The organism is Paenibacillus sp. BK720 (assembly GCF_011761545.1).
Lineage (GTDB): Bacteria > Bacillota > Bacilli > Paenibacillales > Paenibacillaceae > Pristimantibacillus.
Map to the genome: position 1 here is coordinate 50,567 of NZ_JAASRQ010000011.1, position 14,354 is coordinate 64,920.

The following is a 14,354-nucleotide window of genomic DNA, read 5'->3' on the forward strand; positions in this document are numbered from 1 at the left end:
AGCGAAACAAAGCTAACAAGGTGAAGCTAAATGCCTGAAAAACAAAAAAGCCCCCGCAGCATTTGAAATGCTGCAGAGGCGGGCGTGTAACGTCGCGGTTCCACTCTGCTTGAACGAGACCGGTTTGCGGACCGCAGCCCGATAACGAGCTTAAGCCCAGCCTAACCCGGCTGTCCGTCTTAAAGCCTGTAACGTTGGCTGATACGTTGCTGCCTACCCCGCTCCGCCGGCTCCGGTATACGAAGCGGTAGGATTACGGATCGGAACAAAGCTCCCAGGTGCAATTTTCCGCCCCCCGAACTAGACAACTTGCAGCCCGCATCCCTACCTGCCATTCCTTAGACTGGCAATAGGCAAATGCTGATTGTCCTCTCTGTAAATCCGGCAAAACGTACTTTTCCTGTTCATGGCTTTTTGAGTCATCGAATTGTAATTAGTAACAGTATAGCGAATCCCCGTAAGGGTGACAAGGAATTTATAACACCGCTTGTCAACCTTGTCCGCCCCGGCAATGCTTAGCCCAAACGGTTCTTGAGGCGGTTAATGACTTTGTCGCGGCCAAGCAAGGCGATAGACTGGTTCAGGTCCGAGCCATGCGTCTGCCCCGTAAGCGCAGCGCGGATAGGCATAAACAGCTGCTTGCCTTTGAAGCCGGTTTCCTTCTGAACCGCTTTGATCCAGTCTTTAATGCCGTCAACGGTAAAGGCCGATGCCTCGCTCTCTTCGATCCTGCCAAGGAACGCTGTCAGGACAGCCGGTACCTGCTCTTCGGCAAGCACAGCTTTGGCTTCCTCTTCATCCTCCACCGTATCGCGGAAGAACAGCTCCGTAAGCTCTACGATGTCCGATGCGGCGCGGAGCTTCTCTTGGTAGAGAGCTGCCAGCGCCGTCACCCATTCCCGGCCAGCGGCATCCAGCTGTTCGGCCACGCGGCCGGCCTTCTGCAAATGCGGCAGACAAAGGTCGACAAGGCGCTCGAGGTCGATCTTTTTCATATACTCGCCGTTCATCCAGCTCAGCTTCTGCGTGTCGAATACGGCAGGGCTCTTGCTCAGGCGTTCAGCCGTAAATACGTTAACCAGCTCGTCATGAGAGAAAATCTCCTGCTCTCCTTCCGGCGACCAGCCAAGCAAAGCGATAAAATTGAACAACGCTTCAGGCAGATAGCCAAGATCATCGTATTGCTCGATGAACTGGATGATCGACTCGTCGCGTTTGCTGAGCTTCTTGCGGCTCTCGTTCACGATCAGCGTCATATGAGCAAACTTGGGAGCTTCCCAGCCCAGCGCTTCGTAGATCATCAGCTGACGCGGCGTGTTGGAGATATGATCCTCGCCGCGCAGCACGTGGCTGATCTTCATCAGGTAGTCGTCGATGACAACGGCAAAGTTGTAGGTCGGGATGCCGTCCTTCTTCACGATAACGAAGTCGCCCATCTCGGCCGTATCGAAACTGATGGAGCCTTTAACCATATCGTCCCACGCGAAGGTCTTGCCCTCCGGCACGCGGAATCGCACGCTGGCTACGCGGCCTTCGGCTTCAAACGCCTGGCGCTGTTCTTCCGTCAGATTGCGGTGGCGTCCGGAATAACGAGGCGTCTCGCCGCGGCTCATCTGCTCTTCCCGCTCCCGCTCGAGCTCTTCTTCCGTGCAATAGCAGCGGTAAGCAAGACCGCGGTCAATCAGGTCCTGCCAATATTCTTTGTATATTTCAAGGCGCTCGGTCTGACGATACGGACCGTAGCCACCGCCAATATCAATGCTCTCATCCCAGTCGATGCCAAGCCATTTCAAGTATTTCAGCTGGCTTTCTTCCCCGCCCGCCACGTTGCGTTTCACGTCGGTATCTTCAATGCGGATAATGAATTTGCCGCCTTGGCTGCGCGCATACAAATAATTGAATAAGGCCGTTCTGGCATTACCGATATGTAAATGACCCGTCGGGGACGGTGCATAACGGACTCTCACTTCTTGTGTCATCGCTAATAACCCCTCTCGTATAACTAAACCACTACTTGATTATAACATCCTGAATCAAGCAGACAACCGATTGGGAGGCAATTCCTTCGCCTCTGCCGGTAAAACCAAGCTGCTCGGTCGTCGTCGCCTTCACGTTCACTTGCTCGATGTCCGCTTCCAACGCGCGCGCGATAATCTCCGCCATTTGCGGAATGTAAGGCGCCATCTTCGGACGTTGGGCAATAATCGTCGAATCGCAATTGCCAAGCTTGTAGCCCCGCTCCTTCGCAAGCGCCCATACATGCTCAAGCAGCTTCAAACTGTCGGCGTCCTTGAATTCCTCGGATGTATCCGGGAAGTGCTTGCCGATATCGCCAAGACCAAGCGCCCCGAGAATCGCGTCGGTAATCGCATGCAGCAGCACGTCCGCGTCGGAATGACCCAGCAGCCCTTTCTCATAAGGAATCGTCACGCCCCCGATAATGCAGGGACGACCCTCCACCAGCTGATGCACGTCAAAGCCTTGTCCTACTCGAATCATTGCTTGTTCCCCTCTCTCCTCTGTGTCTCCAACAAAAACTCCGCCCACGGAAGATCGTCCGGCGTCGTGATCTTGATATTCGTATAGTCGCCTTCCGCAATAGCGACGGGCGCACCCGTGCGCTCCACCACCATGGCATCGTCCGTGCCGAGAAAATGCTCCGCCGCCGCGCGCTCATGCGCCGCGGTCAGCAAATCACGACGAAAAGCTTGCGGCGTTTGTATCGCCCACAAGCTTCGGCGGTCCGGCGTTGAAACGATCAGACCCGTGTCGTCTACCTGTTTGATTGTATCCTTAACCGGTACGGCCAGGACGGCAGCGCCGCTCCACTCGGCTTTCTCGCAGCAGGCTCGTATCGCCTTCCGCGTGACGAGCGGACGCACGCCGTCATGCACCATTACCCATTCGGCAGCCGGCGACAACGCCTTGATCCCCGCAAAGACCGAATGCTGGCGCTCGCTTCCCCCGGCCACCACGGCCGTCACCTTCCCAAGCTTGTACTCTTCTACAAGCCCGGTGCAGCGTTCCACGTCATCCGCGCCAACCACAAGCGCTATATCTGCAATCTCGTCCATCGACTGGAACAATTCCAGCGTATGCACGAGTATCGGCTTTCCGTGCAGCGGCAAATACTGCTTGCTTTCTTTGGTTCCCATCCGCGAACCGCGTCCGGCCGCAACGACAACCGCTCCCCAATGTGCATTCATCGCCTAATCTCCCTCGTACGTATAAACAACTACTCCCTACTATACAAGGTTACAGCGCTTTTTCCAACAGCTTAGGCTTTGCGAATATCATTCTGCCTGCCGAGGTCTGCAGAACGCTCGTGACGAGCACTTCCATCGTGTTGCCGATATAATCGCGTCCGCCTTCCACAACGATCATCGTACCGTCGTCCAGATAGGCGACGCCTTGCCCATGCTCTTTGCCGTCCTTGATAACTTGTACGATAATTTCCTCACCGGGCAGGACGACGGGCTTCACTGCATTAGCCAAATCATTTATGTTCAGTACCGATACCCCTTGCAGCTCGCATACCTTGTTCAAATTGAAGTCATTGGTAACAACCTTGCCTTTAAGGGCTTTCGCAAGCTTGACTAATTTACTGTCCACCTCGCTTATTTCTTCAAAGTCTCCTTCGTAGATAAGCACCCGAACATCCAATTCCTTTTGGATTTTGTTCAAAATATCAAGTCCGCGGCGTCCCCGGTTTCGCTTCAGCAGATCCGAAGAGTCCGCGATATGCTGCAGCTCCTCAAGCACGAATTCCGGAATGACCAGCGTTCCTTCGATAAATCCGGTTTTGCAGATATCCGCAATCCGGCCGTCGATAATGACGCTGGTATCCAAAATTTTATGCTCTTCAAAGCCCCCCGCTTCACTAGCCGCCGGTACTGCCTTGCGCTGCTCCAGCATCGCCGATGCCGCTGCCGCCAGCTCGTCTTTCTTGCTTAAGCCGATTCGAAGACCCACGTAACCGAAGAACAGGGACATCACTGCCGGAATCAGCAGCCCCGGACCTCCAAGCTTTGCCACCGCCGGGTACAAAAGCGCGGACAAGAGCAGTCCCGCAAGAAGCCCGCCGCTGCCGGCCAGCAAATCCTTCATCGGCATTTCGGCCGTTTGCTCAATACCGCGCTGCATAAACTTCATAATCCGTCCTGCAGCCATGCTCGCAACAAGAAGTCCAAAAAGTGCTCCAATCGCGAAATAATACATGCTAGTTCCTTGCCAAATACCAAGCGACGATTGCGTCCAGCCTTCTATGCCATTCGTTTTTCCTTCTACTTCCAGCCCGGCCAATCCGCCAAATAATAGACCGGCCATTTGAATAATTCGTTTCATCATAAATACCACCTCCATTACAATTATGTTCCAATAATGGACGGGCTAAACCGTAGGTTCGTGAATGATTTTTCATTTTGAAATGATGGCAGGGTATGCTTATAATGGAATTAGCAGTTATAGCAGATGAAGCTGATGAAAGAGGTGGAATCGATGAGTGCTCCTACACTGGAACAATTCCAGCAGCAAGTATCAGAACTATTGCTTAGGCATCGGAGCCTGCTGGACGTCATGTCCAAGTTTGGTCAGTCCGGTGCATCCGTAAACCGCGCGGTGACGAAGGCCGTAACGGACTGTGGTTGTATTGAACTCAATGCCCGCAAGCAAGAGTATGCAGATGAACCGAATCTCGAGAGTGCCAAATCTACGCTTCAAAGCCATATCTCAGGCCAAGTATGCGAATCCTGCCGCGATGTGCTCAAATCCGAGCTTGGGAGGAATTTGTTCTACATGACCGCCATGTGCAATCTGCTTGATATTGAATTAGACGAAGTTGTCGCCAAGGAATACGATAAATGCTCTACCCTCGGATTGTTTAATTTAACGTAATAAGCGCAAAAAAGAGCTGCTCCTAATACTCGTCGATTAACGAGTACGGGGAACAGCTCTTTCTTTTTTATGCCTTTTAGCTTTTCGGTTTATACCCCGGGGCCCCCGCAAAGTACTCGGAATAAGCTCCAGAGCATTTGCTTCACTTTGTGGGGATTGTTTACGCAGTCGTCTCCGATTGTACGTTCTCATCCTGTACATCTTTGCCGCGGCGTTTGCGAACGCGTTTCTTCATGCGGCCGTCAACGTTTTTTTTTAGACCGTAAAGCGCATATAACAGCATCGGAACAAAGATGATTTTGGATAACTGGTCAGGGAATTGGATCCCAAGGAAAATAGCCAGCGCGACTACAAAAGGAATCGCCCAGATCGCACCCTTGGAGATGCCGATTTTTTTAAAGTTCGGATATTTAATCGTGCTTACCATGAGCAAGGAGAGCACCAGTGTGCTCGCTAACAAGACCGAGACTGCAATATCGTCCTGAAACAGCGCCAGCGTGCACAACACACCTCCGGCAGCAGGAATAGGAAGACCGATAAAGTATCCCGGCTTCCCGGGTATGACATTGAATCGGGCCAGCCTCAATGCACCGCAAATCGGGAACAGTCCGGTAATAATCCAGGCAATGGTCGGGTTAAGCTCTTGAAAGGCAACGACATACATAATAAAAGCCGGCGCCACGCCGAACGAGATCACATCGGATAACGAATCGAGCTCTTTGCCGAACTCGCTTTGCGCGTTCAGCGCACGTGCTACACGGCCGTCCACCCCGTCAAGCAGCATCGCAATAATAACCATCATCGCTGCTGTCTCCGGCTTTTCATTAAACACGAGAATAATGGCGGCTATTCCTAAGAATAAGTTTCCGACCGTGAGAAGGCTCGGTATCGACTTAGTGATCATCTATTCCACCTCTTCTCTACTATGCCCTAAAACCGTTTACTAATGTATGATTGGAATACGGTACACATTCCATCCATTGTATGAGATTTAAATTTGTCTGTCAATGAACATCTGCTCTTGGATCCGCTTCAAGCCATCCTTAATGGCACGGGCGCGAACCTCTCCGATACCGTCCACTTCGTCAAGCTCGTCAATGGTTGCCATCAGAATATGAGGCAGCCGACCGAACCGCTCAATCAGATTATTCATTATAATTAATGGCAGGCGAGGGATTTTATTCAGCAGCCTGAAGCCTCGCGGCGACACCGCTTCCTCCACCATGGCGGCGGTATGCGTATAGCCGAGAAGACGGATAATCGGAGGCGCATCCAGCAGGTCTTCCGCGCTGAGCTTCTTGAGCGCTGCGCGGATTTCCCGGATTTTGTCGTCGGAATTGTCCTTGGCATAGTCCTTCAGGAGATACCAGGCATCTTCGTCAACGCCGTTCACGAGCTCCTCCATCTGCATGGCGATAAGGCGTCCCTCCGTGCCAAGCTCGGTGACGTAACGCTTGATTTCCATTTTGACGCGCAGAACCATTTCGACCCGCTGCACCACATGCGCAACCTCCTGCAGCGTGACCAGCTCCTCAAATTCAAGGGCCGACAGGTTGGTGAGCGATTGGCTAAGTACGACCTTATATTTCTCAAGCGTTTGAATCGCCTGATTGGCCTTCGTCAATATAACGCCCATCTCTTTGAGCGAATAGCGTAAATTGCCTTGGTATAGCGTAATGATATTCCGGCGCTGCGAGATCGACACGACAAGCTTGCCCGTCTGCTTCGCTACCCGCTCCGCTGTGCGGTGGCGGATACCGGTCTCGATGGAAGAAATCGAGTTATTCGGAATAAGCTGCGTATTGGCGTACAAAATCCGTTTCATATCCTCGCTGAGGATGATCGCTCCGTCCATTTTGGCGAGCTCATACAAATAGTTTGGGGAAAAATCGCAGTTGATGGAAAAGCCTCCATCCACGACCTCCATCACTTCGGGACTATACCCGACAACAAGCAGAGCGCCCGTTTTGGCCCGTAGCACATTATCAAGCCCATCACGGAACGGGGTGCCTGGCGCGACTAATTGCAATAGCTGGTTCATTATTTCTAGCTGACTTTGTTCCTTCATATTTGCCCCCTATCCAAGTGCCGCGGACAGCGCTTCTGCTACCGTACTCACGCCGATAATCTCGATGCCTTCCGGCGGCTTCCAGCCCTTTAAGCTTTTCTCCGGCATAATGACCCGCTTGAAGCCAAGCTTCTCCGCTTCCTTCACCCGCTGCTCGGCACGGGATACTGCGCGAACCTCGCCCGTCAGGCCCACTTCGCCGAAGATAACGTCATAAGGGCGAGTAGGTGCATCGCGAAAGCTTGATGCAAGCGAGACTGCAGCAGCAAGGTCAACTGCCGGCTCATCCAGCTTCACGCCGCCCGCCACATTCAAATAGGCATCCTGCGTCTGCAAAAACATGCCGATCCGCTTCTCTAATACTGCGATAATCAATGCCATCCGGTGATGGTCGATCCCTGTGGACATCCGCCGCGGCGACGGGAAATTCGTTGCTGCGACAAGCGCCTGAAGCTCAACCAGAACGGGGCGGGTTCCTTCCATGCTGGCTACAACCGTAGAACCGGATACGCCAAGCGGGCGTTCCGACAGGAACAGCTCCGAAGGATTGGCTACTTCGCGAAGGCCCTCTTCACCCATTTCGAATATGCCGATCTCGTTGGTGGAACCAAATCTGTTCTTTACGGCCCGGAGCAGCCGGTAAGTGTGATGCCGCTCGCCTTCGAAGTACAGCACGCAGTCCACCATATGCTCCAGCAAGCGAGGACCGGCAATGGCGCCTTCCTTCGTGACATGCCCGACAAGGACGGTAGCGATACCGTTGATCTTGGCCACTCTCATAAAATGAGCCGTGCATTCCCTTACCTGGGCTACGCTTCCCGGGGCGGATTGAACATTCGGGTCGTACACCGTTTGAATGGAGTCGATAACGAGAAAGTCCGGCTGGACCGATTCAATCGCATCGTTGATTTGCTCCATATTCGTTTCGCAAAGGACAAAAAGGGATTCCGTCAGAGCACCAAGCCGGTCAGCGCGAAGGCGCGTCTGCCGGACGGACTCCTCCCCGGAAATATACAGCACCTTCAGCCCCTTGGAGGCCAATGCATGCGAGGTTTGCAGCAGCAACGTGGATTTTCCGATTCCGGGATCCCCGCCTACCAGAATGAGAGAGCCCGGCACAACGCCGCCGCCCAGCACCCGGTTAAGCTCCTGCAACCGTGTTTCAATACGCGGTTCCTGCCCACTTTCTATATGTATGATGGATTGCGGCTTTTCTTTCGTCTGAGCCACGCGAAGACCGACACCTTGTGTTTTGATAACGGTCTCTTTTTCCTCCACCATCGTGTTCCAAGACTGGCAGCCCGGACATTTGCCAAGCCATTTCGGCGATTCCGTCCCGCATTCAGTACATACAAACTTTAGTTTTATCTTTGCCATACAAGGCTCCTTTTAACAAGCGTTACCATTCAAAGTTTACCATTTTATCCGTAGGGTATAAACCCCTTCTTGCGAACTAATGTACGGACCAATAGATTCCAGCAAATAAAAAAGCCTCCCTTATCCCATCATCGGAATAAAGAAAGCTTTTGTTAAAAGATGCAAAAGTATAAGCTGCAAAAATTATGAGCTGACCGCAGCCTCTCTGGATACGAGAATCCGGTGAGTCGTTAGCTGGGAGCCCAGCATAATCCGTTCGCCACCGCCATCCTTTCCTTTGCCGCCTTCAGACTGGTTGTTTCCCCTGTGGGCATGCGCCTGACGGAAGGAATCGCTGTTCATCCAGCCTTCAAAGGATGCTTTCGTCTCCCAGGTGGTGCTTACCTTCAATTCATCGTAGTCTTCCAACCCTTCGGTCAGCATGACCTCCATGCGAACAAAGCCGGCCGATTGCTCAATGCCTTTCGTTTTCTGGAACCGCTCCGCCACCTCTTCCCCGTGGCCTTTTTTTATTTTTATCGTATTCGTCATAACGATCATCTTAAGTCCCTCCGTCGTCCCAAGCTTCTATATCTGAACCCTTCATCGCTGCAATATCATTACTGCAAGCATATACGATAATGATTATCATTGTCAAACTTCTCTAAGATAAAACAAAAGCTGCCCGGCGAAGGATTCCCTCGCCCGGGCAGCTGGTTGTCTTTCTTATTTTGCAGCCGGCTCTTCCGAAACAGCTTCGGATTTATTAACGGTCAACTCGCCGTCCTTCTCGTCAATCGTGAAGGAATCGCCTTTGCGGATCTTGCCGAGCAAGAGCTCCTCGGAAATCCGGTCCTCGATATGCTTCTGAATCGCGCGGCGCAGCGGACGCGCACCGTATTGCGGATCGAAGCCCTCCTTCGCGAGGAACGCTTTTGCCGCGTCGGTAAGAATGAAATCCACCTCTTGCTCGCGCAGCCGTTTGCGAAGCTCTTCGGACATAAGCGTAACGATTTGAGCGATATGCTCTTGCTCCAGCGAGTGGAACACGATTGTTTCGTCGATCCGGTTCAGGAACTCCGGACGGAAGCTTTTCTTCAGCTCAGCCATCACTTTATCCTTCATTTGGTTGAACTCTCGGCCCGAATCCTGCACGGCTGTGAAGCCAAGCGAAGAATTGCGTTTGATTTGATCCGCGCCAACATTCGAAGTCATGATGATCAGCGTGTTGCGGAAATCAACCACTCTGCCTTTGGAGTCGGTCAGACGGCCGTCCTCGAGCACTTGCAGCAGGATGTTGAACACTTCCGGATGCGCCTTCTCGATTTCGTCGAGGAGGACAACGGAATACGGCTTGCGGCGTACTTTCTCGGTTAATTGACCGCCTTCTTCGTAGCCGACGTATCCCGGAGGCGCTCCGACGAGACGGGACGTGGAGTGTTTCTCCATGTACTCCGACATATCGATGCGGATAACCGCGTTCTCGTCTCCGAACATCGCTTCCGCGAGTGCTCGGGCCAGCTCGGTTTTACCTACCCCTGTAGGACCAAGGAAGATGAACGAACCGATTGGACGCTTCGGATCCTTCAGACCGGCGCGTGCTCTGCGGATGGCTCTCGATACCGCTTTAACCGCATCCTCTTGACCGATTACGCGATCATGCAGAATGTCTTCCATCTTGAGCAGACGCTCGGTTTCTTCCTCCGCCAGCTTGCTGACCGGAATTCCCGTCCAGCTCGCTACGACTTGCGCGATATCTTCTGGCGTTACCTCGGAATCGGTGCGGCCTTGTTTTTCTTTCCACTGGTTCTTCGTTACGTCGAGCTCTTCGCGGATTTTTTGCTCCGTATCGCGAAGGGCTGCCGCTTTCTCGAACTCCTGGCTTTGAACCGCGGCGTCCTTCTCCTTGCGGATATCCTCCAGACGGTTCTCCAGTTGTTTGAGATTAGGCGGTACCGTATACGAATTAAGTCTCACTTTGGAGCTTGCCTCGTCGATTAGGTCGATCGCTTTGTCCGGCAGGAACCGGTCCGTAATGTAACGATCGGACAGCTTCACGGCTTGCACGATTGCATCATCCGTGATTTTCACGCGATGATGAGCCTCATAACGGTCACGCAGGCCGTGCAGAATTTGAATCGCTTCTTCCGGCGACGGCTGATCAACCGTAATCGGTTGGAAACGGCGCTCCAGCGCGGCATCCTTCTCGATGTATTTGCGGTACTCATCCAGCGTCGTTGCGCCGATGCACTGCAGCTCGCCTCGGGCAAGCGCAGGCTTCAGAATATTGGAGGCGTCAATCGCGCCTTCGGCGCCGCCTGCACCAATCAGCGTATGAAGCTCGTCGATGAACAGGATAATGTTGCCGGCCTGGCGGATCTCATCCATGATTTTTTTCAAGCGGTCTTCGAATTCGCCGCGGTACTTCGTACCGGCTACAACGGAGCCCATATCCAGCGTCATAACGCGTTTGTCGCGCAATGTCTCCGGAATTTCGTTTGCGATGATCTTTTGGGCAAGACCTTCGGCAATCGCCGTTTTACCTACGCCCGGCTCACCGATCAGAACAGGATTGTTCTTCGTGCGGCGGCTGAGCACCTGGATGACGCGCTCGATTTCCTTGCTGCGGCCAATCACCGGATCCAGATTGCCTTCGCGAGCATAAGCGGTCAGGTCGCGGGCTAAGCCGTCCAGCGTTGGCGTGCTCACATTGGATGGAGAGCCGTGACTGCTGGATACCGCTTCGCTGCTTCCCAGCAGCTGAAGCACTTGCTGACGAGCTTTATTAAGGCTGATGCCAAGGTTGTTCAGAACACGGGCCGCTACGCCTTCTCCTTCGCGAATCAGGCCAAGCAGGATATGTTCCGTGCCTACGTACGTATGGCCAAGCTTTCTTGCTTCGTCCATCGACAGCTCGATTACCTTTTTCGCGCGTGGCGTATAGGCAATGTTTGTCGGCTGCTCTTGACCGCGGCCGATCAATGCTTCGACTTCGTCCTGAATTTTCTCAAGTCCAAGACCAAGCCCGATTAAAGCCTTCGCTGCAATGCCTTCCCCTTCGCGAATCAGTCCGAGGAGAATATGCTCCGTACCAATATTATTGTGACCAAGACGAACCGCTTCCTCCTGCGCCAAGGCAAGAACCTTTTGCGCTCGCTCCGTAAATCGTCCAAACATCATGTTTCATGCACCCCCATGCTCGGTTTGACTCCGCAATTGATTGCGGATTAATTCGGCCCTGCGGTAATCCCGCTGATCGGCGCTCATCTTCTCGTTGAACGTCTGCTGCAGAAACCCGGGCTGCGTCATTACAATTAATTCATTCAAGGATTGGCTCGTGACGTGATCCAAAATCCCCAGATCTACGCCTAGCCTTACATCGGACAACCGCTGAGCGGATTCCTTGGAGTCCATCACCGCCGCATAAGACAATATCCCGTAAGAGCGTCTTACGCGGTCTTCAATCCGAAGCCGGGACTCGGACATCAGCCTTTGCCTTGCTGCCCTCTCATGCTCGATAATCTGCTTGGCTACTCCGTGCAAATTATCGATGATTTCGCCTTCAGTCTGTCCCAGCGTTATCTGGTTCGATATCTGGAACAGATTCCCCAGCGCTTCGCTGCCTTCGCCGTACATCCCACGGACAGCGAGACCAACTTGCGTGACAGCCGATAAAATTCGGTTAATCTGCTGAGTCAGCACAAGTGCCGGCAGATGCATCATAACCGATGCGCGTATTCCCGTTCCCACATTCGTCGGACAGGTGGTTAAATAACCTCTCTTTTCATCGAATGCGTAATTGGTTTCTTCCTCGAAAATATCATCGATCTGATTCGCCAGCGTCCAAGCCTCTTTGACTTGAAAACCCGGATACAGGCACTGTATACGAAGATGATCCTCTTCGTTGATCATGATACTGACCGATTCATTCTCGCTAAGAATGACTGCCCCTCCGCGTGACTCGTTAGCCAGATTGGGGCTAATCAGATGCTTCTCAACCAATACCCTTCTTTCCAGCTCGCTTAGCTCCGATAAAACAATCGTTTCGAAATGTCCTACCGGATCCAGCTTGCCGGATTGCCCTATTGCAGTGAGCTGATTCATGACATCAAGCGACTGCTGATTGGTAGCAAGCATCGGGAAGGGAAACTGCCGCAAGTTTCGCGCAATGCGTACTCGGCTGCTAATGACGATATCGGAGTCAGGTCCAACTCCCTTCATCCAATCGCTTAACGCTTGCTCAGAAAAACGATGACTCGCCAAGAGTAAACCTCCTTCGTGCGCCTTACAGATCTACTATTTTACGCTCCAGCTCACGGATTCGATCACGAATATGAGCCGCGCTTTCAAATTCTTCTCGTTCGATACGGCTTTGCAAATCCCGCCGCAGCTGTTCAATCTCTCGCTTGTACTGAATTTGGCCGCCGGAACGCTTCGGTATTTTACCAACATGGACCGTATTGCCATGTACACGTTTCAGCAGAGGATCTAACTTCTCGGTAAATTGGCGGTAGCAGTTGCTGCAGCCGAACCTGCCGATCTTGCTGAATTGCGTATACGTTAATCCGCAGTTATCGCAGCGGATCATTTGCTGTTGCTTGGCGCTGTTTACGCCGTTAGTGCTGCTCGGATCAAAATCGAGAAGGCCCGACAGCAGACTGTGAATGGAGAACCCGTTTGGAGCGCCGGGGATGCCTTCTCCCCGTTCCCTTGCACAGGATTCACAGATGTGAAATTCGGTCTTTTCACCGTTCACGATTTTCGTAAAATGAAGCGTTGCCGGCTTTTTGCCGCATTCTTGGCAAATCAAGCCGAATCCCCTCCTTTCGGTGTAGCCTTCTCAGGCGCTTATTTGGCTAATAAAGCTATCAGCATGGAGCGTAGTAACCTGGCTCTGATCTCATCACGAAGCGGCAGCTTGACGGCGATGGTGTCGCGGTCAACCGCGGACCGAAGCAGGTTCGCTTCCCGTTTCGTAATTAGTCTTGCCTCCTCCAGCTGATAAATCAGCCCCTCCGCCACGCTTTGCTCGACGCAATCGCCAATCGTTTGATGGATATGGAATTGAATCGTCTTAAGCGCCGGCAGGTCTACCCGCTGAATGCGGATATAACCGCCGCCGCCGCGCTTGCTTTCAACCATGTATCCCTTCTCCAAAGTGAACCGGGTACTAATCACATAGTTGATCTGCGACGGAACGCAGGAAAACTTGTCTGCCAGTTCATTGCGTTGAATTTCAACGGCGCCTTCCGGGCTTTCCTGCAACATCTGCTTCAAGTACTGCTCGATGAGATCGGAAATGTTACGCAAATTTACCAACCTCCTGGCGACATGAGCTGTGGATGCATTTGTGGAAATGCTGCCCCAACTGACTTTGACTTTCTTTGACTTTAACTTTATTATACGCAAAAATCAGGAAAGGTCAATACTCGGAATTTCAATTTTCTGATAATTTAACAATCACACTATCGTCATTATCTAGCATGGTGCGGATGGATGCGATTTATACACAGACCATCCCACAAACGCACAGCTACAGCTGTCCTTCCAGCCCATCATCCACCGACTACTCACATTTGTGAATAAACGGTGTGCAAAACGCTCGAGCTAGCCAAAGGCTCTATATTGTTATTAAACCGTTACGGGGAATTTATAAACAGGGCAAGAAGTAATGGGGAACCGCTTGGTTAGGCGTCAATTGTCTATCCACGCGATTATTCAGTTATCCAGAGCGCAATCACGCATAAAATAAGGAGATTTCACGATTTATACACAATTTTATCTACAAAATACAGATAAGTTGCAATTGAGCGACTATTCACATGTGGATATAAACACAAAAAGGCAGCTGGATCCCAGTGTGGATCAGCTGTTCGGGTTGTGGATGAACGGTTGATAACTTTAACGGAAACAAAAAGCCTGCCGCATAATGCGACAGGCTCTTCATTGCTTGGCGACGTCCTACTCTCCCAGGACCCTGCGGTCCAAGTACCATCGGCGCTGGAGGGCTTAACGGTCGTGTTCGGTATGGGAACGC

General features: G+C 52.3%; 13 protein-coding genes and 1 rRNA gene. 1 reads left to right on the forward strand and 13 read right to left on the reverse strand.

What is annotated here, in order from left to right:
- Positions 1 to 515: 515 nt before the first annotated feature.
- Genes gltX through FHT67_RS28455 form a run of 4 tightly spaced genes read right to left on the reverse strand, consistent with a single transcriptional unit; the run spans position 516 to position 4,347 of the window.
- Complete coding sequence (gene gltX, locus FHT67_RS28440; protein WP_167202042.1) at positions 516 to 1,979, reverse strand: glutamate--tRNA ligase; 1,464 nt, start codon at positions 1,977 to 1,979, stop codon at positions 516 to 518.
- A 31-nt stretch (positions 1,980 to 2,010) separates the two neighbouring features.
- The gene (gene ispF, locus FHT67_RS28445; RefSeq protein ID WP_015847249.1) at positions 2,011 to 2,499 is read right to left on the reverse strand and encodes a 2-C-methyl-D-erythritol 2,4-cyclodiphosphate synthase; all 489 of its coding nucleotides are present in this window, start codon (positions 2,497 to 2,499) and stop codon (positions 2,011 to 2,013) included.
- Complete coding sequence (gene ispD, locus FHT67_RS28450) at positions 2,496 to 3,206, reverse strand: 2-C-methyl-D-erythritol 4-phosphate cytidylyltransferase (RefSeq protein WP_167202043.1); 711 nt, start codon at positions 3,204 to 3,206, stop codon at positions 2,496 to 2,498. Before ispD ends, ispF begins: the two co-directional genes overlap by 4 nt.
- A 49-nt stretch (positions 3,207 to 3,255) precedes the next feature.
- Positions 3,256 to 4,347 carry a PIN/TRAM domain-containing protein gene (locus tag FHT67_RS28455; RefSeq protein WP_167202044.1) on the reverse strand — a complete coding sequence of 364 codons (1,092 nt, stop codon included), beginning with the start codon at positions 4,345 to 4,347 and terminating at the stop codon, positions 3,256 to 3,258.
- Positions 4,348 to 4,497: 150 nt separating this feature from the next.
- Here FHT67_RS28455 and FHT67_RS28460 point away from each other — a divergent pair, with 150 nt between their 5' ends.
- Positions 4,498 to 4,893 carry a nucleoside triphosphate pyrophosphohydrolase family protein gene (locus tag FHT67_RS28460; RefSeq protein ID WP_132313359.1) on the forward strand — a complete coding sequence of 132 codons (396 nt, stop codon included), beginning with the start codon at positions 4,498 to 4,500 and terminating at the stop codon, positions 4,891 to 4,893.
- Between the two features lie 160 nt (positions 4,894 to 5,053).
- Here the strand turns inward: FHT67_RS28460 and pssA are convergent, their stop codons facing one another.
- The 9 genes from pssA to rrf all read right to left on the reverse strand — a co-directional run.
- Entirely contained in the window at positions 5,054 to 5,797 is a 744-nt protein-coding gene (gene pssA, locus FHT67_RS28465) for a CDP-diacylglycerol--serine O-phosphatidyltransferase (protein WP_132313296.1), read from the reverse strand.
- Positions 5,798 to 5,884: 87 nt separating this feature from the next.
- Positions 5,885 to 6,961 (reverse strand): DNA integrity scanning diadenylate cyclase DisA, encoded by a 1,077-nt coding sequence (gene disA, locus FHT67_RS28470; protein WP_132313294.1) that lies wholly within the window; start codon positions 6,959 to 6,961, stop codon positions 5,885 to 5,887.
- A 9-nt stretch (positions 6,962 to 6,970) separates the two neighbouring features.
- Positions 6,971 to 8,338, reverse strand: coding sequence for a DNA repair protein RadA (gene radA, locus FHT67_RS28475; protein WP_132313292.1), 1,368 nt, complete (start codon positions 8,336 to 8,338; stop codon positions 6,971 to 6,973).
- A 183-nt stretch (positions 8,339 to 8,521) separates the two neighbouring features.
- A complete protein-coding gene (locus FHT67_RS28480) occupies positions 8,522 to 8,878 on the reverse strand; it encodes an antibiotic biosynthesis monooxygenase (RefSeq protein ID WP_167202045.1) in 357 nt (118 codons plus the stop codon).
- 165 nt (positions 8,879 to 9,043) lie between these two features.
- Complete coding sequence (gene clpC, locus FHT67_RS28485) at positions 9,044 to 11,497, reverse strand: ATP-dependent protease ATP-binding subunit ClpC (protein ID WP_132313288.1); 2,454 nt, start codon at positions 11,495 to 11,497, stop codon at positions 9,044 to 9,046.
- 3 nt (positions 11,498 to 11,500) lie between these two features.
- Positions 11,501 to 12,538 carry a protein-arginine kinase McsB gene (gene mcsB / locus FHT67_RS28490; RefSeq protein ID WP_481856099.1) on the reverse strand — a complete coding sequence of 346 codons (1,038 nt, stop codon included), beginning with the start codon at positions 12,536 to 12,538 and terminating at the stop codon, positions 11,501 to 11,503.
- A gap of 64 nt (positions 12,539 to 12,602) precedes the next feature.
- Positions 12,603 to 13,127 (reverse strand): protein-arginine kinase activator protein McsA, encoded by a 525-nt coding sequence (gene mcsA, locus FHT67_RS28495; protein ID WP_132313284.1) that lies wholly within the window; start codon positions 13,125 to 13,127, stop codon positions 12,603 to 12,605.
- A 38-nt stretch (positions 13,128 to 13,165) separates the two neighbouring features.
- A complete protein-coding gene (locus tag FHT67_RS28500; RefSeq protein ID WP_132313282.1) occupies positions 13,166 to 13,627 on the reverse strand; it encodes a CtsR family transcriptional regulator in 462 nt (153 codons plus the stop codon).
- Positions 13,628 to 14,265: 638 nt separating this feature from the next.
- Positions 14,266 to 14,354 (reverse strand): 5S ribosomal RNA (rrf, locus tag FHT67_RS28505); the annotation flags it as partial.

What these genes read in the sequence shown, in the direction of transcription:
- FHT67_RS28455 (WP_167202044.1), bottom strand. Translation starts at nt 4,347, where the DNA reads ATGATGAAACGAATTATTCAAATGGCCGGTCTATTATTTGGCGGATTG.
- FHT67_RS28480 (WP_167202045.1), bottom strand. Translation starts at nt 8,878, where the DNA reads ATGATCGTTATGACGAATACGATAAAAATAAAAAAAGGCCACGGGGAA.
- ispD (WP_167202043.1), bottom strand. Translation starts at nt 3,206, where the DNA reads ATGAATGCACATTGGGGAGCGGTTGTCGTTGCGGCCGGACGCGGTTCG.
- clpC (WP_132313288.1), bottom strand. Translation starts at nt 11,497, where the DNA reads ATGATGTTTGGACGATTTACGGAGCGAGCGCAAAAGGTTCTTGCCTTG.
- pssA (WP_132313296.1), bottom strand. Translation starts at nt 5,797, where the DNA reads ATGATCACTAAGTCGATACCGAGCCTTCTCACGGTCGGAAACTTATTC.
- mcsB (WP_481856099.1), bottom strand. Translation starts at nt 12,538, where the DNA reads ATGAAGGGAGTTGGACCTGACTCCGATATCGTCATTAGCAGCCGAGTA.
- FHT67_RS28460 (WP_132313359.1), top strand. Translation starts at nt 4,498, where the DNA reads ATGAGTGCTCCTACACTGGAACAATTCCAGCAGCAAGTATCAGAACTA.
- ispF (WP_015847249.1), bottom strand. Translation starts at nt 2,499, where the DNA reads ATGATTCGAGTAGGACAAGGCTTTGACGTGCATCAGCTGGTGGAGGGT.
- radA (WP_132313292.1), bottom strand. Translation starts at nt 8,338, where the DNA reads ATGGCAAAGATAAAACTAAAGTTTGTATGTACTGAATGCGGGACGGAA.
- gltX (WP_167202042.1), bottom strand. Translation starts at nt 1,979, where the DNA reads ATGACACAAGAAGTGAGAGTCCGTTATGCACCGTCCCCGACGGGTCAT.
- disA (WP_132313294.1), bottom strand. Translation starts at nt 6,961, where the DNA reads ATGAAGGAACAAAGTCAGCTAGAAATAATGAACCAGCTATTGCAATTA.